Source organism: Methyloversatilis sp. (genome assembly GCF_965284615.1).
GTDB lineage: Bacteria > Pseudomonadota > Gammaproteobacteria > Burkholderiales > Rhodocyclaceae > Methyloversatilis.
The window spans coordinates 3,286,136-3,302,370 of record NZ_OZ260098.1 but is presented as its reverse complement, the minus strand read 5'-3'; the positions used below and the strand labels follow the sequence as shown (position 1 = coordinate 3,302,370).

Annotated in this window: 24 protein-coding genes; 23 read left to right on the top strand and 1 reads right to left on the bottom strand. The window is 67.2% G+C overall.

Annotation, left to right across the window (positions count from 1 at the left end; translation table 11 throughout):
* Positions 1–2: 2 nt before the first annotated feature.
* The 22 genes from ACQ66H_RS15715 to trpC all read left to right on the top strand — a co-directional run bounded on the left by ACQ66H_RS15715 (position 3) and on the right by trpC (position 13,211).
* Complete coding sequence (locus tag ACQ66H_RS15715) at positions 3–338, top strand: hypothetical protein (RefSeq protein ID WP_430434783.1); 336 nt, start codon at positions 3–5, stop codon at positions 336–338.
* Positions 335–502: a hypothetical protein gene (locus ACQ66H_RS15710; RefSeq protein WP_430434782.1), complete on the top strand. Its 168-nt coding sequence runs from the start codon at positions 335–337 to the stop codon at positions 500–502. The genes ACQ66H_RS15715 and ACQ66H_RS15710 overlap by 4 nt, the downstream gene beginning before the upstream one ends.
* A gap of 5 nt (positions 503–507) precedes the next feature.
* On the top strand, positions 508–726 hold the full coding sequence (locus tag ACQ66H_RS15705; RefSeq protein ID WP_430434781.1) for a hypothetical protein: 219 nt from the start codon (positions 508–510) through the stop codon (positions 724–726).
* A 204-nt stretch (positions 727–930) separates the two neighbouring features.
* Entirely contained in the window at positions 931–1,281 is a 351-nt protein-coding gene (locus ACQ66H_RS15700) for a hypothetical protein (RefSeq protein ID WP_430434780.1), read from the top strand.
* 41 nt (positions 1,282–1,322) lie between these two features.
* A complete protein-coding gene (locus ACQ66H_RS15695) occupies positions 1,323–1,481 on the top strand; it encodes a hypothetical protein (protein WP_430434779.1) in 159 nt (52 codons plus the stop codon).
* Positions 1,482–1,705: 224 nt separating this feature from the next.
* Complete coding sequence (locus ACQ66H_RS15690; protein ID WP_430434778.1) at positions 1,706–2,563, top strand: hypothetical protein; 858 nt, start codon at positions 1,706–1,708, stop codon at positions 2,561–2,563.
* The gene (locus ACQ66H_RS15685; protein ID WP_430434777.1) at positions 2,560–4,239 is read left to right on the top strand and encodes a YqaJ viral recombinase family protein; all 1,680 of its coding nucleotides are present in this window, start codon (positions 2,560–2,562) and stop codon (positions 4,237–4,239) included. Before ACQ66H_RS15690 ends, ACQ66H_RS15685 begins: the two co-directional genes overlap by 4 nt.
* 164 nt (positions 4,240–4,403) lie before the next feature.
* The gene (locus tag ACQ66H_RS15680; protein WP_430434776.1) at positions 4,404–4,943 is read left to right on the top strand and encodes a KTSC domain-containing protein; all 540 of its coding nucleotides are present in this window, start codon (positions 4,404–4,406) and stop codon (positions 4,941–4,943) included.
* 35 nt (positions 4,944–4,978) lie between these two features.
* On the top strand, positions 4,979–5,482 hold the full coding sequence (locus ACQ66H_RS15675; protein ID WP_430434775.1) for a hypothetical protein: 504 nt from the start codon (positions 4,979–4,981) through the stop codon (positions 5,480–5,482).
* A complete protein-coding gene (locus ACQ66H_RS15670; protein ID WP_430434774.1) occupies positions 5,482–6,084 on the top strand; it encodes a hypothetical protein in 603 nt (200 codons plus the stop codon). Before ACQ66H_RS15675 ends, ACQ66H_RS15670 begins: the two co-directional genes overlap by 1 nt.
* Positions 6,081–6,362, top strand: a complete 282-nt coding sequence (locus ACQ66H_RS15665) for a hypothetical protein (protein ID WP_430434773.1) — start codon at positions 6,081–6,083, stop codon at positions 6,360–6,362. Before ACQ66H_RS15670 ends, ACQ66H_RS15665 begins: the two co-directional genes overlap by 4 nt.
* Entirely contained in the window at positions 6,359–8,209 is a 1,851-nt protein-coding gene (locus ACQ66H_RS15660) for a DNA cytosine methyltransferase (protein WP_430434772.1), read from the top strand. The genes ACQ66H_RS15665 and ACQ66H_RS15660 overlap by 4 nt, the downstream gene beginning before the upstream one ends.
* A complete protein-coding gene (gene ssb, locus ACQ66H_RS15655) occupies positions 8,209–8,700 on the top strand; it encodes a single-stranded DNA-binding protein (protein ID WP_430434771.1) in 492 nt (163 codons plus the stop codon). The genes ACQ66H_RS15660 and ssb overlap by 1 nt, the downstream gene beginning before the upstream one ends.
* 10 nt (positions 8,701–8,710) lie before the next feature.
* On the top strand, positions 8,711–8,926 hold the full coding sequence (locus tag ACQ66H_RS15650) for a hypothetical protein (RefSeq protein WP_430434770.1): 216 nt from the start codon (positions 8,711–8,713) through the stop codon (positions 8,924–8,926).
* Entirely contained in the window at positions 8,923–9,159 is a 237-nt protein-coding gene (locus ACQ66H_RS15645) for a hypothetical protein (protein WP_430434769.1), read from the top strand. The genes ACQ66H_RS15650 and ACQ66H_RS15645 overlap by 4 nt, the downstream gene beginning before the upstream one ends.
* Complete coding sequence (locus tag ACQ66H_RS15640; RefSeq protein WP_430434768.1) at positions 9,152–9,721, top strand: hypothetical protein; 570 nt, start codon at positions 9,152–9,154, stop codon at positions 9,719–9,721. Before ACQ66H_RS15645 ends, ACQ66H_RS15640 begins: the two co-directional genes overlap by 8 nt.
* Positions 9,718–10,059 (top strand): hypothetical protein, encoded by a 342-nt coding sequence (locus ACQ66H_RS15635; RefSeq protein WP_430434767.1) that lies wholly within the window; start codon positions 9,718–9,720, stop codon positions 10,057–10,059. Before ACQ66H_RS15640 ends, ACQ66H_RS15635 begins: the two co-directional genes overlap by 4 nt.
* On the top strand, positions 10,056–10,400 hold the full coding sequence (locus ACQ66H_RS15630; protein ID WP_430434766.1) for a winged helix-turn-helix domain-containing protein: 345 nt from the start codon (positions 10,056–10,058) through the stop codon (positions 10,398–10,400). Before ACQ66H_RS15635 ends, ACQ66H_RS15630 begins: the two co-directional genes overlap by 4 nt.
* Positions 10,393–10,590 carry a helix-turn-helix transcriptional regulator gene (locus ACQ66H_RS15625; protein ID WP_430434765.1) on the top strand — a complete coding sequence of 66 codons (198 nt, stop codon included), beginning with the start codon at positions 10,393–10,395 and terminating at the stop codon, positions 10,588–10,590. Before ACQ66H_RS15630 ends, ACQ66H_RS15625 begins: the two co-directional genes overlap by 8 nt.
* Before the next feature lie 169 nt (positions 10,591–10,759).
* Complete coding sequence (locus tag ACQ66H_RS15620; RefSeq protein WP_019917246.1) at positions 10,760–11,338, top strand: aminodeoxychorismate/anthranilate synthase component II; 579 nt, start codon at positions 10,760–10,762, stop codon at positions 11,336–11,338.
* Positions 11,335–12,366: an anthranilate phosphoribosyltransferase gene (gene trpD / locus ACQ66H_RS15615; protein ID WP_430434764.1), complete on the top strand. Its 1,032-nt coding sequence runs from the start codon at positions 11,335–11,337 to the stop codon at positions 12,364–12,366. Before ACQ66H_RS15620 ends, trpD begins: the two co-directional genes overlap by 4 nt.
* An 8-nt stretch (positions 12,367–12,374) precedes the next feature.
* Positions 12,375–13,211, top strand: a complete 837-nt coding sequence (trpC, locus tag ACQ66H_RS15610) for an indole-3-glycerol phosphate synthase TrpC (protein WP_430434763.1) — start codon at positions 12,375–12,377, stop codon at positions 13,209–13,211.
* A 6-nt stretch (positions 13,212–13,217) separates the two neighbouring features.
* Here trpC and ACQ66H_RS15605 read toward each other — a convergent pair whose 3' ends face one another.
* On the bottom strand, positions 13,218–13,790 hold the full coding sequence (locus ACQ66H_RS15605; protein ID WP_430434761.1) for a Spy/CpxP family protein refolding chaperone: 573 nt from the start codon (positions 13,788–13,790) through the stop codon (positions 13,218–13,220).
* 324 nt (positions 13,791–14,114) lie between these two features.
* Here ACQ66H_RS15605 and ACQ66H_RS15600 point away from each other — a divergent pair, with 324 nt between their 5' ends.
* Entirely contained in the window at positions 14,115–16,235 is a 2,121-nt protein-coding gene (locus ACQ66H_RS15600) for an HDOD domain-containing protein (RefSeq protein ID WP_430434760.1), read from the top strand.

Genomic DNA, 16,235 nt, shown 5'->3' with positions numbered 1-16,235 from the left:
CGGTGCGGGGATTCCTGGTGGTGCTGGCGGCTTTCGTCATGAGCGCATGCGGTAACCCTAACGATGTGGTGTTCGGCCCTGACCCGATCGGGCAGGTAGCGGGCGCTGATAGTCAGTTCGCTCACCTGACCGATGAAGAGCATGCCCTCTTGCTCGATTACCTGAGCCACGCCGACACACATGCGTCGCACGGCGATGAGCGCAAGGCCGTCACCGGAAAGACCCTCGGCGCCGTGCTTCAAGAGGCGCACGGCTGGAGGCATAGGCACCCAACGGCGCACGTTGGCCGTTCGAACGAAGAGCGCAGCGCGTCTGCAGAGAGGGAACCGACGTTATGAGGAAGGCACTGAAGATCGGCCAGGTGCTCGGCGTGCTTGGCATGGGGCTCGGCGTGGCCGGCCTGATTCTCCAGAACGTGGATCTGGCCATGCTGCTGACGCCCGGCTTCCTATTGTTCGTGGTGTGCAAGCTGGTCGCCTGGATCACCAGCGACAAGGATTGACCGCGATGCGCAGCCCCCTGTCCGATGTCGCAGCCTACCGAAAGGCGCGCGGAGAGAACCAAACAGCGTTCTGGTCGCGCTTTGGGGTGACGCAGTCAGGCGGCAGCCGGTACGAGAGCGGGCGCGATCTTCCTGCCCCTGTTGCCATCCTCGTGCAGGCCTTCGCTGACGGCATCCTCGACGACGTCGCACTCGCTCGATTGCGAAAGCGCTCCGGCACGTAGACCAGCTGCTCCCTTGCACAGAAAACCCGCTCCGGCGGGTTTTTTTTCGCCCGTTCCGTCCTCGCGTATGACTTTCGTCGTCGGCCAAAAGGATGATTTTGCTGCCGTGGTTACTAAAAGGTATTGACCGGACGGTTACCGAAAAGTAAAGTTCAGTCCGTAGCGAACGCTAACGAACGCTAACGAACGCAAACGGAGGGACGGATGGGCAACTCGACAACGGCCGGCAATCCCGGCTTCTACGGATTCAAGGTGCGCGAGGACGTCAACTGCATGGTTCTCGCGACCTGCCGGGATAACCCGGCGCTCCAGCACATCGGCGAGCGCGACGGCTACGACGCGCTGATGCAGACACTGCTGGTGGCCGGCTGCATGTACATGCGAGGCGTGCGCGGCATCGAGCCGGACGCCGGCGCCGCGGTGATCGAGGTGGCGAAGGCGGCTCAAGTGCTCGGCTTCGCACTTGTGACGCGGCCGGATGGCTCTCTCGTTGTGGCGGCTCCGGACACCGGCCGTCCGGTCGGCATCGTCGAACGTGATCGGGCGGCGGTATGACCTACCCGAACCTTGACGCGAACTGCTTCCGGAACCGGGCCATGACGACCGACGTGCGGCCCGAGTTCGACTACTACGACGACATTCAGGATCTGGACGCGCGCGAGTTCGTCGTCGCTGGCGGCTGCGCGTGGCGTGACTCTGGTCCCTATCCATTCGCGGCGCAGATCACCTTTCACCGCGTGTGGGGTGCGTCATGACTGCCGCCCTGATCTTGCTCGGCCTGGTCATCTTCCTCGCCGTGGGCTGGTGCTGTGCGCGCGGCTTCGGCCAGTGCGCGGACCAGATGGGAGGCCCTGACGATGAGTAAGCGCGCCTTCAAGTTCCTGACCGACACCCTCTACTACCTGCGCCGCGGCTACGGCATCCGCAATGCCCTGCGGCTGGCGCGCATCACCCTCTGACCACACAGGAGCACGACACGATGAGCAACGAACTCACGGTGGGCAAAGCCGCGTCCGCGGTCTTCCTCGCCAATCCGCAGAATTTCGACGAAGCCATGCGCATCGCGAAGGTGCTGGCGAATTCGGACATGGTCCCGAAGGACTACAAGGGCAAGCCGGAGAACTGCTTGGTCGCTCTGCAGTGGGGCGCCGACGTCGGCCTGCCCGGTCTTCAGGCGCTGCAGAACATCGCCGTGATCAACGGCCGCCCGTCGATCTGGGGTGATGCGGCGTTGGCGCTGGTGATGGCGCACCCGGCCTATGCCGGTCACCGCGAATGGATGGAAGGCGAGGGCGAGAACCGCGTGGCGTGCTGCGCCGTGACCCGCAAGGGCTCACCCGAGCATGTCCAGCGCTTCAGCGTCGCCGACGCGAAGAAGGCCACTCTGTGGGGCAAACAGGGGCCGTGGCAGCAGTACCCGGACCGAATGATGCAGATGCGCGCCCGTGGTTTCGCATTGCGTGACCGCTTCGCCGACGCGCTGCGCGGCCTGTCCATCGGCGAGGAATCGCAGGACATCACCGAGCGCGACATGGGCACGGTCGAGCGCGAGCCGGTGCCGCCGGCAGCAACGCAGCAGCCGGAAGATCCGCGCGCACCGGCTTTGCCCGCATACCCCGACGACCGCTTCGCCGAGAACCTGCCGACGTGGAAAGGCCTGGTCGCCGAGGGCCGAAAGTCTGGCGCCGCCCTCGTCGCGATGCTCAGCACGAAAGCCGTGCTCAGCGACGCCCAGCGCGCCCAGTTGATCGCGCTCGACAACCCGGCCGATCCCGCCCCCGAACTCACCCCCGAGCAATCCGACTTCGTCGGCCAGATGGAAGGAACCGAGCAATGAAGATCCTGAACCTTGTCCAGGGCAGCCGGGAATGGCTCGCCCACCGTGCCGCGCACTTCAACGCCAGCGACGCGCCGGCCATGATGGGCTGCAGCCCGTACAAGACACGCTCCGCATTGCTGCGCGAGCTGCACACCGGCGTTACGCCCGAGGTGGATGTCGCCACACAGAAGCGATTCGACAACGGCCACCGCGCCGAGGCGCTGGCCCGGCCGATCGCGGAGAAGATCATCGGCGACGACCTGTATCCGGTCACCGGCACCGAGGGTCGGCTGTCGGCCAGCTTCGACGGCCTGACGCTGGATGAGCGGATCGGGTTCGAGCACAAGGCGCTGAACGCGGATCTGCGCGAATGCTTCCGCCTGATCGACACCATTGCGCCCGAGCACCGCGAGGCTGCCGCTGGCTATGAGCTGCCGCTGTACCACCGCGTGCAGATGGAACAGCAGCTGCACGTCAGCGGCGCCGAACGCATTCTGTTCATGGCCAGCGAGTGGGACGCCGACGGCGACCTCGTCGAGGAACGCCACTGCTGGTACTACCCGGACGACGAACTGCGCGGCGCGATCCTCGCCGGCTGGGCTCAGCTCGAGCACGACCTGCAGAACTACACGCCCGAGCCGGTCGAGGTGAAGCCCGCCGGCCGTGCGCCGGAGACGCTGCCGGCGCTGCATATCGAGGTGACCGGTGCCGTCACGGCCAGCAACCTGCGCGAGTTCAAGGCGCACGCGCTGGGGGTGTTCAAGGGCATCAATCGCGAGCTGCGCACCGACGAGGACTTCGCGGATGCCGAGAAGACGGTGAAGTGGTGCGGCGATGTCGAGGACCGACTGAAGGCAGCGAAGCAGCACGCCCTGAGCCAGACCACCAGCATCGACGAACTGTTCCGCGCGATCGACGACATCAGCGCCGAGGCGCGGCGCGTCCGGCTGGATCTCGACAAGCTGGTCAAGGCCCGGAAGGACGCGATCCGCGAAGAGATCGTGACCGGCGGCGCGGTGGCGCTGCGCAAGCACATCGAGGCGCTGAACGAGCGCCTTGGCAGTCCGCTGATGCCGACAGTGCCGGCGGATTTCGCGGGCGCGATCAAGGGCAAGAAGAGCCTGTCGAGCATGCGCGACGCGGTGGACACCGAACTGGCGCACTCGAAGATCGCCGCGAACGAGATCGCCGACCGCATCCAGATCAACCTGCAGGCGCTGCGCGAGCGCGATGACCTGTCGTTCCTGTTCCCGGACGTGAAGCAGCTGGTGCTGAAGGCTCGCGACGATCTTGCCGCGGTCATCGCCATGCGCATCAACGAGCACGAGCACAAGGAAGCGCAGCGGAGAGAGGCGGACCAGCGTGCGGCCGAGGCGATCAAGCGCGCATCCGAGGCGACACCGGCAGCCGATCCGGCGCCGGCCGCTCCGGCTGCCGAGCCGCAGCCGGTCGCCGCGGTGGCGCAGCAGCCCGACCTGATCACGCGTACCGAAGAGCCGCCGACCCTGAAGCTCGGCGCCGTTTGCGAGCGCCTGGGATTCAACGTCACTGCCGACTTCCTTGCCGGCCTGGGCGTGCAGGCGCACGTCGAGCGCAGCGCGAAGCTGTACCGCGAATCTGACTTCCCCCGCATTTGCGCCGCCATCGTGACGCACGTTCAGCGTGTCGCGCAGGGCGCCGCTGCACGGGCCTGATTTTTCAACGGGGGAAAGCCGTCCGGAAGGCGAAAGCCATCAGGGCAGGCGCAAGCCGACGAGGTTCCGCCGCTGCTGACAATCAGCCCAGATGGGTCGAAGTCCCGAGAAGCGGGCAGCGGTTTAGGCGGTGAGTACCCCACCTTTTACCTGGAGCACACCACATGTCCACCACCATCGAAATGATCGAGTGCGCGTCGTCTCAGATCGAAGCCTTCGGCTATGACGCCGAGACGCAGACCCTCGCCATCCGCTTCCCGGGCCGCGGCGCGACGCCGGGCAGCGTCTATCACTACGCTGACGTGCCGGCGCACGTGTTCGAGCGAATGAGCGCCGCGGAATCGAAGGGCAAGTTCTTCGGCAGCCAGATACGAGGCCACTACGCCTACGAGAAGCAGCCGGACGCCAACGGTGTCGTCTTCGGGCTGACGCGCGCGCAGTGCCCGAAATACACGATCTCGCAGAAGGACGGCCGCCTGGTCAATCGCGCCACCGGTAAGCCGATCCCGGACGACGAACCGGTGTTCGTGCTGCGCGCACAGGACGTGCTGGCGATCCACGCGCTGCAGGACTACCAGTCGCGCGTCTACGCCTCCGGTGATTTCGGCCAAGCGGGAGCAGTGAGTCTGCGGATCGCTGACTTCATCGACTTCGCCAACGCGCACCCCGAGCGCATGAAGTCGCCCGACACCGCCGCCGCCTGATCACCGCCACCCGACATCCAAGGACCAAACACATCATGTTCAGCCTCGACAAGCAGGAATCCACCCTCACCAGCGTCAACCCGCGTGCCGAGCTGCACGGCGAAGACAAGCACCTCGCCGTCAACCTCGGCTTCGCGATCACCGTCAGCAATGACGTGCTGAGCGAGTTCGACCCGGCGCTGAAGGGCGCGCTGTACCGCGCCGCCGATGCCAGCGACAGCGACATGTTCAAGGACGAACCCGGCTACCTGCCAAAGCTGCGCTTCCCGCTGCTGGGCGCGCTGAAGTGGGGCAAGGAATACGCCGGCTACACCACCACCGTGCATTACGGCGTGAGCGGCGACGACATCGCGCTCGGCGACTGCCAGGTCAACAAGTTCCGATTCGACGCGAAGGACGGCGGCAGCGTCGGCGTGTCCTTCCGCGTGATCGCGCACCCGAAGTCGGAAGACCTCGGCCGGCTCTGCGAAATGATCCAGCAGGGCGTGACGCTGTCGCTTGTGCCGCCGGCGGCTGATCTGGGCGGAGGTGAGGACTGATGGAAGGCCTTCCGAATTTCAACGCTCGAACCGATGCGTCCGCGCGCAAAGACGAACCCGGCGACGGCGACGACGTCCCGTGCGTGAAATGCGGCGGCGCGCTGGACACTGGGCTCGAGTGCAGTGAGTGCGGGCATGACAACTACGAGGCTGTGACTGGAAAGCCGTTTGCGAAGGCGAAGCCCGCGAAGTGCGACGGCAACCATGGCGGGCTGCGGTGTGCGGATCCGGAGTGCTGGAACGACACGGCGGATGTGCGGATGCCGGACGATGAAGTCATGCGCGACGCGCTGGAACACCTTGCCGGACTGGACACGCACGACGTCAACCTGCGTGATAACCCGAAAGCTTACGAGGTGCTGGAGCGCCTTGTGCGCACCTGCTACGCGCCCGGGGATGCGGTCGAGCCGATCCGCTGGGTAAACGACGGCAGCATTCCAGACGCCGACGAACTGGTGCTTGTCGAAGGCCCCGACCACGGCGACGTATGGGGCGGCTGCTACGACGGCGAACAATGGCTCACGCAGGACGGCATGCCGGTAGACGTCACGGTTCTCGCCTGGGCGCAGTGGCCGGCAGGGTCGAAAGGCGGTGCCGTATGAGCAGCGCCGGGACACGAGAACGCGAGCGGTATCTCGCGAACATGGCGCGGATCCAGCCCGGTGCCGTGCTCGCTCATCGGGCGCGGCACTGGACCGTAACCAAGCTGCGGCGCACCGAAACCGGCGTGATGCTGACGCTGGTATGCGGCAGACGCTCCGTCAAGGCCTACGTCGGCGTTTGCCACACCGGGCCCGACCTGTGGCAATCCGGGCTGCGTGTCGTAACGCCGCCGCCCGCAAGCCGCGAAATGTTCCGCGCAGATCGGGGGGCAGCATGAAGCGCGACGCCTTCATCACCGCGCCGGACGACGTGCGCGACATCCGTCACTTCCATCTGTTCTGCGGCCTCGGCGGCGGTGCACGCGGCTTCAACGCGGCGAGCGCCAGGGTCGGCAACATGGTCGGCCGCTTCCGCTGCCTCGGCGGCATCGACGTTGACCCGGCATCGATCCGCGACTTCAGCCGGCTGGCCGGCGTGCCGGGCACGGTGCTGGATCTATTCGACCGCGAGCAGTACCGGGCCTTCCACGGCAGCGAGCCGGCCGCGGGCTGGCGTGAGGCAACCACAGCCGACATCCATCGCGCGGCAGGCGGGGAGCGTCCGCACATCGTGTTTTTGTCGGCGCCGTGCAAGGGTTTCAGCGGGCTGCTCGCCGAGGGCAAGAGCCGCACCGACAAGTATCAGGCGCTGAACCGCCTGACGCTGCGCGGCGTGTGGCTGATGCTCGAAGCCTGGGCCGATGACCCGCCCGAATTGATCCTGTTCGAGAACGTGCCCCGCATCGCCACGCGCGGCCGGCACCTGCTCGACCAGATCAGCGCGCTGCTGCGGCAGTATGGCTACGCGGTCGCCGAGACCACGCACGACTGCGGCCAGCTCGGCGCGCTGGCGCAGAGCCGCAAGCGCTTCCTGCTGGTGGCGCGCCACATGGCGAAGGTGCCGCCCTTCCTGTACGAGCCGGTTTCGCGCCCGCTGCAGGGCGTGGGCACCGTGCTCGGCCGCATGCCGCTGCCCGGCGACCCCGCTGCCGGCCCGATGCACCGCGTGCCGGCGCTGATGTGGAAGACCTGGGTGCGGCTGGCATTCGTCACGGCCGGCAGCGACTGGCGCAGCCTGAACCGGCTGGCGATCGAGGACGGCAAGCTGCGCGACTACCTGATCGTGCCGGAAATGCACAACGGAGCGCTCGGCGTGCGCCGCTGGGAAGAGCCGTCCGGCGTGGTGGCCGGCGCCAGCAGGCCGATGAACGGCGCGTTCTCGATCGCCGATCCGCGCTTCGAGCAGTCCTCGAAATGGCGCGATGGCCAGGCCTACGGCGTGCGCAAGTGGTCCGCGCACACCGGCACTGTCAGCGGCAAGACGATGCCCGGGCAGGGTGCGTACTGCGTAGCGGACCCGCGCCACGGCGGCCCGGCGAAGCACTCGAACGAGTTCCGCATCGTGCGCTTCGACGAAGCCGCGCGCGCCATCACCAGCGCACACGGCACTGGCCAGTGTGTCAGCGACCCGCGGCCAGCCGGCGAGGTGTTCGGCAAGTACGCCGTCACGCCCTTCGACGGCGCCGCCGGCACCGTGATCAGCGGCAGCACCACCGGCCAAGGCGCTTTCGCGGTGGCCGACCCACGCCCGGGCATGCAGCGCCAGCGCGGCGACCACTACCTGACCGGAGGCCATTACGGCGTTGTGCCGTGGGCCAGCAGCTGCGGCGCCGTGTCGGCCTCGGCTTGCCACGACAACGGTCCGTGGACGGTGGCGGACCCGCGGGTTTGCGATTCGGTGCAAGGCGGAGACTTTGGCATGCCGGCTGCGGCCGACCGCCTCGTTGCGCGCATCCGTGCCGAGGACGGCACGTGGCACCGCCCCTTCACCACGCTTGAGCTGGCCGCGTTGCAGTCGCTGGTGGATCCGGAGGAAGTGCTCGAGCTGGACGGTCTCAGCGACAGCGACTGGCGCGAGCGCATCGGCAACGCAGTGCCGCCGGACGCAGCGCAAGCGATCGCCGGCGAGATGGGCCGCACGCTGCTGCTGGCGTGGTCTGGCGAGACCTTCACCCTGAGTAGCGCGCCGATATGGGTTCAGCCAGCGCTGGCTGCTCTGACCGTAGCGCAGGGAGGTGCTGCCTGATGGCGTCCGTCAACAAAGTGATCATCGTCGGCAACCTCGGCCGCGATCCGGAAACCCGCTATGCGCCAAACGGCGACGCCATCTGCAACATCACGGTGGCCACGACGGACAGCTGGAAGGACAAGGCCACCGGCGAGAAGAAGGAACAGACCGAGTGGCATCGCATCGGGTTTTATGGCCGGCTGGCAGAGATCGCCGGCCAGTACCTGAAGAAGGGCTCATCGGTCTATGTCGAGGGCAGTCTGCGCACGCGCAAGTGGCAGGACAAGCAGGGTCAGGACCGATACACGACCGAGATCCGCGCCGACAGCATGCAGATGCTGGGCGGCCGTCAGGGTTCGAGCGGCGGTGATGCCGGCGGCTACGGTGGCGACTACAGCCAGCCCGCGCCGCAGTCCAACGCGCCGAGCCGTCCGCAGCGTTCTGCGGCTCCCCCTGCGTCGTCCGGCGGTGGCTTCGGCGGCATGGACGACGATGGAATTCCGTTCTGAGGTGAAGACCATGAACATCACAGCACTGTCCGCCGCGAACTTCGCGTTCCAGACGGCGGACATCCAGAAGGGGCAGCGCGTGCTGCTCGCCGGCGACGTTGTGCCGCTGCTCGACAGCTTCCAGCCGGTCGCCGCGCAGGTCACGTGCCTGGTCAGCGACATCGCGCTGGTCGACCAGCTGCGCGCCCGCGGCTTCCGTGCTCTGCGCGCCTCTCTCGTTGCGTGACCGATGCGCAGTGGCTCGACGGCGAGACATTCGACGCGGCCGTGCTCGGCCTGATCCCGGCCGACGTGTCATTCGCGCGCTCGATGTGCGACGCCGCGCAGCTGGTCACCGAAGGTCACGTGATCGCGGTGATGCCGCTGGGTGACCTGGGCAGCGAAGGCGAGTGGACAGGCGGCTACGAGTGGCGCGGGAAGCCGGCCGCGGTGTGGGTGTCGGAGGTGCGCAATGGCTGAGCGCCCGATGCTCATGAGCGCGCCGATGGTGCGTGCCCTGCTGGCCGGCACGAAGACGCAGACGCGGCGGGCGGTGAAGCCGCAGCCGCGGATCTTGGCGGGAGAACTGCTGTGCTGGAAGGATGACGCGCTGACTGACGATCAGATGGCTGTTCGCTGCCCCTACGGCCAGCCCGGTGACCGTCTGTGGGTGCGCGAGGCGTTCATGCACGAGCCGGCCGACTACTGCTGGGAAGCGAGCGTCAGCATTCCATGCCGGCCGGCATCTACGGTCTACCGCGCAGACTTTCACGAAAGCCAGCCGGGCGAAGGTTGGAAGCCGAGCATCCACATGCCGCGCAGCCTCTCCCGCATCCTGCTCGAAATCACCGCCGTCCGCGTCGAGCGGCTGCAGGACATCAGTCACGACGATGCGTGTGCAGAGGGCATTGAAAGCCAAAAGGGCGGAGCCGCGGCGTGCATCGAGCGGTACAGAGACTTGTGGAAATCCATCAATGGCCCCGACAGCTGGGACGCCAACCCGTGGGTCTGGGTGGTCGAGTTCAAGCGGGTGAGGCCATGACCCGAGACGAAAAGCTCCAGGCGCTGCGCGATTGGCACGAGCGCATGAAGGCTTGCGACGCCGCGCTGGCCGAGTTCTCCGAACTGACCGGCGCCGATCCTGAATCGCGCCTGATGCTGTCGGTGCAGCACGTGATGATCATCGCGACAGAGCATACGGCGCAGGTGGTCGGCTGCTCGCCGACATGGCTTGAAGATTGGTGGTCGGAAGACGAGTTCGGCGCCCGCCCGATGCGCGCCAGCGTCGACGGCGGTCCGCTGCAGGACATCAGCACGATCGAGCAACTGGCTGCGCTGATCTTCGACGAGGGCGACGGCACGGAGGACGCGACGCTATGACCGCCGCCATCCACGATCACGCGCGCTGGGCTACAGCCCGGCATGCGGTGCCGCGATCACGCGCCACCTCGAACGCCCAGCAGCTGTTGCAGATCATCCAGCGCGAGGGCAGGGTGACCACGGCCGAACTGTGCGACATGGCCGGCGGCACCTCGGCGACGGTGTGGGGCGCGCTGGCGTACCACATCAAGGTCGGCCGCATCCGGTTCGAGGACGGTGACTGGATCTGGATGGCCGGCGTTGTAACACCCGATGAGCAGCGCGCCGCCGACTTCCTGCGGGCGCGGGGCTGGGAAGTGCAGGAACCACAGAACCACGAAGACGAGGACAACCATGAATGAGCAGACCATTGACCGCCTGATCGAGCTCGACGAAGTGATGTCGCAGGCCGGCATGAAGAAGACGAAGCTGTACGCCGAGATTAAGGCCGGCCGCTTCCCGGCACCGGTGAAGCTCGGGTCGTTGTCGCGCTGGTCGGAGCGAAAGGTGCAGGCCTGGGTTTCTCAGCAGACCGAGCAAGCTGCAGCATGAATTAACCGTGCGGCGCCTGCTGCGTTTGAAATGCGATAATGCCGGCCTTCGCGCCGGCATTCTTATTTGCAGTGCCGGAATGCAGCGAAACAATAAGCGGGTACGTTTGCGGGTATCAATTCAGGCAGCACGGTAATGCGCCTAATTGAATCAATGGGTTGGGCTTTTTATGCTGCTGATGATCGACAATTACGACTCCTTCACCTACAACCTCGTCCAGTACTTCGGCGAACTCGGTGAGGACGTGCGCGTGTTCCGCAACGACGAGATCACGCTGGAACAGATAGACGCGCTGAAGCCGGACCACATCGTGGTGTCGCCCGGCCCCTGTTCGCCGAACGAGGCAGGGGTGTCGGTGCCGCTGATCAAGGCCTTTGCCGGCAAGTACCCCATCCTCGGCGTCTGCCTCGGCCACCAGAGCATCGGTGCGGCCTTCGGCGGCGACGTCGTGCACGCCAAGGTGGTGATGCACGGCAAGACGGCGGCCATCCACCACCTCGATAAGGGCATGTTCCGCGGTCTGCCGAATCCCTTCACCGCCATCCGCTACCACTCGCTGGCGGTGTCGCGCGACACCTTGCCGGACTGCCTCGAAGTGACCGCCTGGACCGACGACGGCGAGATCATGGGCATGCGGCACAAAACGCTGGCCATCGAGGGCGTGCAGTTCCATCCGGAATCCATCCTGACCGAGCACGGTCACCAGATGCTGAAGAACTTCCTCGACGAGTGGAGGGCCGGCGCATGACTTTTTCCCCGAAACAGGCGCTCGAGCGCGTGATCGAGCACCGCGAAATCTTCCGCGACGAGATGACCGCGCTGATGCGTCAGATCATGACCGGCGAGGTGTCGCCGACGCTGATCGCTGCCATCCTGATCGGCCTGCGGGTGAAGAAGGAAACGGTGGGCGAGATCGCGGCCGCGGCGCTGGTGATGCGAGAACTGTCGATGAAGGTGCCGGTGGACAACACCCAGACACTGGTTGACACCTGCGGCACTGGCGGCGACGGTGCGCACACCTTCAATATTTCTACCGCGTCGATGTTCGTCGCCGCGGCGGCCGGCGCGCGCGTGGCCAAGCACGGCGGGCGCGCCAGTTCGTCGCAGAGCGGTTCGGCCGACGTGCTGGAAGCGCTGGGCGTCAATCTGAACCTGACGCCGGCCCAGGTTTCGACCTGCATCGAACAGGTGGGCGTGGGTTTCATGTTCGCGCCCAATCACCACAGCGCGATGAAACACGCCGCACCGGTGCGGCGCGAACTGGGCGTGCGCACGATGTTCAACATCCTCGGCCCGCTGACCAATCCCGCCGGGGCGGCCAACCAGGTGATGGGTGTGTTCCACGCCGACCTGGTCGGTATCCTGGCGCGCGTGCTGAAGGAACTGGGCTCGCGCAACGTGATGGTGGTGCATGGGCGCGACGGGCTGGACGAACTGTCGATCAGCGGCGACACCTTCGTCGGCGAACTGCGCGACGGCGAGGTGAAGGAATACACCGTACATCCGTCCGACTTCGGGCTGGCGGTGCACGCGCTGGACACACTGCGCGTAGCCGACGTGCAGGCTTCGCGCGACATGCTGCTGGCCGCACTCGACGGCACGCTTCCGCCGGCGCGCGACATCGTTCTGTTCAATGCCGGCGCCAGCCTTTACGTGTCGGGCGTGGCGGACAGCCTGCGCGACGGCGTCGAACGGGCGCGCGAAGCCATCGAATCCGGCGCGGCGCGGCAGCGTCTCGACAAGCTGGTCGAGCTGTCGCGCTCGTTCGCGAACTGAGGCCGCCCATGTCCGACATCCTGCAGAAGATTCTTGCCACCAAGCGCGACGAAATCGCCAACGGTCTTGTCGCGGAGACGATGGCAGCGCTGCGCCTACGTGCTGAAGCGCAGCCGCCGGCGCGCGACTTCGTCGCTGCGCTGAAGACGCGCGTCGCCGCGAAGAAGCCGGCGGTGATTGCCGAAGTGAAGAAGGCCAGTCCGTCGAAGGGCGTGCTGCGCGCCGACTTCCGGCCAGCGGAGATTGCCCGCTCGTACGAGGCCGGCGGCGCTGCCTGCCTGTCGGTGCTGACCGACCGCCAGTATTTCCAGGGTAGTCCGGACTATCTGGTCGAGGCGCGCGCCGCCTGCAGCCTGCCGGTGCTGCGCAAGGATTTCATCATCGACCCGTATCAGGTGGTCGAGGCGCGGGCGATGGGCGCCGACTGCATCCTGTTGATCGTTGCCGCCTTCCTGCCGCCCTCGGGCGAAGCCGACGCGGCGCAACAGGCCCGTGCGGTCGCCGACATGCGCGCGCTCGAGGCGCTGGCGACGGAACTGGGCATGGCGGTGCTGGTGGAAAGCCACGACGCCGGCGAACTGGATCTCGCGCTGCAGCTCGATACGCCGCTGATGGGCATCAATAACCGCAGCCTGCGCACCTTCGAGGTATCGCTCGACTTCACGCTGTCGCAGCTCGAGCGCATTCCGGCCAACCGCGTGGTCATCACCGAAAGCGGCATCCTCGCAACGGAACACGTCGCGGCCATGCGGGCCCGCGACGTGCATGCCTTCCTGGTGGGCGAAGCCTTCATGCGCGCCGCCGACCCGGGGGCCGAGCTGGCGCGCCTGTTCGACATCGCCTGAGCGGACTCAGCCGCGCGTCGCCTCCGGCGCGCGCGGGCCGTCGCCGTGGCGGTGCTTGCCGTGGTGGCCGTGGCGGCCACCCATGCCGGCCAGCGACTTGGCCGCCTCCTTGCGTTGTGCCGGCGTCAGCACTTCGGCCAGATCGGCCATCGTGCGCGTCATTACCTTCGACGCTTCGTCCATCTGAGCGTGGCGGGCGGCACGCTGCTGCTCGATCTGGCCGCGGTCTATCGTGTCGGCCGACAGCAGCGCCAGCATCTGCTGACGGTCGTCGGCATGACCGGCGTGCAGTTTCCTCATTTCCTCGCCGGACGCCTTGACGATCTCGCGGGCGCGCGCCTTCTGTTCCTCGCTGGCGCCGACCTTCGTGAATACGCGCTCGACCATGTGTTCCATGCGCTTGCCCATCGCTTCCGGCCCGTGGTGGCGCTCACCGTGCTTGACCGGGTGGGCACCGCCCTCGGCGCCCGGATGGGCCTGTGCCGGCAGATTGACGGCAACCAGTCCGGCCAGCGCACCAGCGGTGGCAAGACCGGCAAACCAGCGGCCGCGGACAGATGATTTTTCAGGGGTTTTCATGTTCGGGTTCTCCGTTCGCCGGAACGCTCCGGCAGCGAAGCCAGCTTGTGCCGCTGCTGTGAACCCCGATTTCGAGTGGCGTAACCATTTGTAAAGGTTGACGCCCCGAATGCGATTCCGGCACCGGCGTTCGAGTTGCGGGCGAAATGGGCGACGTTGCTCTGCAACGACGGCGTGACCCACGCCGCATCCCAGTATTGGCGCGGGTTTCCGTCGATTTGCTGCGGTATGATCAATCGCAGATACCGTCTCAAGAACGGCCGATAAACCAAAGAGGTCAGCGCCGGGCTCAGGCCCGGCGTCCAATAACATCGTCCAGTCCGCATGACAGCCCCCGCCGCCCGCGCGATCGACTGTGCCATGCTGTCCGGTCTGCCTTCGCTGCCGCTTCTCGCGGACGTGGCACTCGGACTGCGTGCGCTGCCGGCCGGCGTTCCGTCCCTCAATACGCTGTTGCGCCACGATCCGGCCTGGGTGCTGCGCCTGCTGCGTGCATCGCAGCTGATCGCCACGCCCACCGGCGATGGCGGCGCCGGACGGCGCATCGACGCGGTCATCGACGCTTGCGGACATGGGCTGATACAGGTGGCGCTGCTCGACGGCCGCGCGCGCGTCCAGCGCAGCGGCGTCGATCTTTCCGGGCACCATGCGTTCTGGGCGCACTCCATACTGAGCGCCGAAATCGCCCGCGAACTGGCCGTTGCGGGCGGTCGCTGCGATCCGGACGAGAGCTTCATCGCCGGCCTGCTGCTCGACGTCGCGTTGCCGCTGCTTTCGGCGGCACCCGGTGGTGGCGAGCGGCACGCGCACCGGCCGACGGAACACGAACTGGCCGCGTTCGAAACCGCCTATGGCGGCGAACATCACGGCGAGGTCGGCGCCGCGCTGCTGTCTGCCGAATGGTCGGCCGGACTGGCGGATGCGCTGCGCTTCTCCCACGCTGACGGCGCGCTCTTCGCCGATGCGCCCGAGCACCTGCGCCTGGCGCGCGCCGCCGAAGAACTGGCGGGTGGCGGTGCCGCCGACACGACGCAGCAACGGGCGCTCGCACAACGCCTGACCGGGCTGTCGGCCGATGCGCTCGACATCGCGCTGCAGGCGGCGCACAGCCGCGCGTTCGAACGCTGCCGGTTGGTCGAGGTGGACGCTGCCGACACGCTGCTCCCGGCCGGTGCGCCCTATCGTCCGACCTTCGCCATCACCGACGCGCAGCCGGACGACAGCGCCGCGCTGACCGGCTTCGCGCGCGCCGGGCTGTGCGGCCAGGTGTATGCGCGGGGCGACGAGCCCGCGCTGTGGACCATGCTTAAACTGGCGTCGGCCTTGCTGCTCGACCTGCCGGCGCCGCAGATACTCCGAGCCGGGCAGGGCGGCAGCGCCTTCACGCCCATCGCGGAGCAGGGCGATAACGTTCAGCGCATCGACCTCGGGCAGGCGGGGCTGGAAGGCGTGTGGCACCAGCTGTCGTCCGGCGCGGCCTGGCTGTGCAGCGACGCGCGTGAAGCCGCTGCGCTGCCGGTCAGCCTGCAGCGCCTGCTGCGCGTGTCGCCCGGGCAGACCGGCCTGATTCAGCCGCTGTGCAGCGAAGCCGGCGTCGAGGCGCTCGCGCTCTACCACTTCCCGGCCAGTCTCGCGCCCGCGCTGATGCGCCGCAGCGACGAACTGCGTGCGCTGGCCGACGGGGCCGGGCGGGCCCTGCACCAGCAGCAGCTGCGTCTGCGCGAACTGGACGAACTGCGGCAGGGCATGGCCGAGCAGTACGCCGTGCATGCGCGCCAGTTGCGCGCCGACCTGCACACGCCGCTCGGCCTGATGCGGCACCAGATCAAGTCGATGCGCCTGAAGATGGGCGCCGATTCGATGGTCGATTCCGAACTGACGGTGTTCGGCGACCAGATCGAACGCATCGACACCGTGCTGCGTCAGTTCGAGGGCCGTCCGCCCGACGTGTCGGCCGACGCCCAGCGCATCGATCTCAATCAGCTGATGGAACAGACGGTGGCGGAGGTCGAGGAGCGCGTGCTGCGGGCCCGCTCGATCTCGACCGAACTGCATCTCGACGCGGCGCTGCCGCCGCTGCACCTGCCGCTCGGCGTGCTGCGCGAGCTGCTGCACGCGCTGCTGGCGATCAGCGCCGAACAGGTCGGCACCTCCGGTCGCATCGCGGTCAGCACGGCCGAAGGTCTGAACCTCAATGGCTCGCTGTTCGTCGAGGTCCGGGTACGCGATTTCGGCCGCGGCATGGACGCCGGGCGGGTGGCGGCGCTGTTCGCGCCGGACGGGAGCGGCGCCAAGCAGGCGACGCCGGCGCACGCACTGGCGCTGGCCCGCTCGCTGGGCGGTTCGCTGTCGTGCAAGAGCGCGGTCGGTCAGGGCACCGTATTCCAGCTGCTGTTGCCGCGCACCACCCGTCGTCGTCCGTCGGGGGCCGCCGTTCCGCTGTGA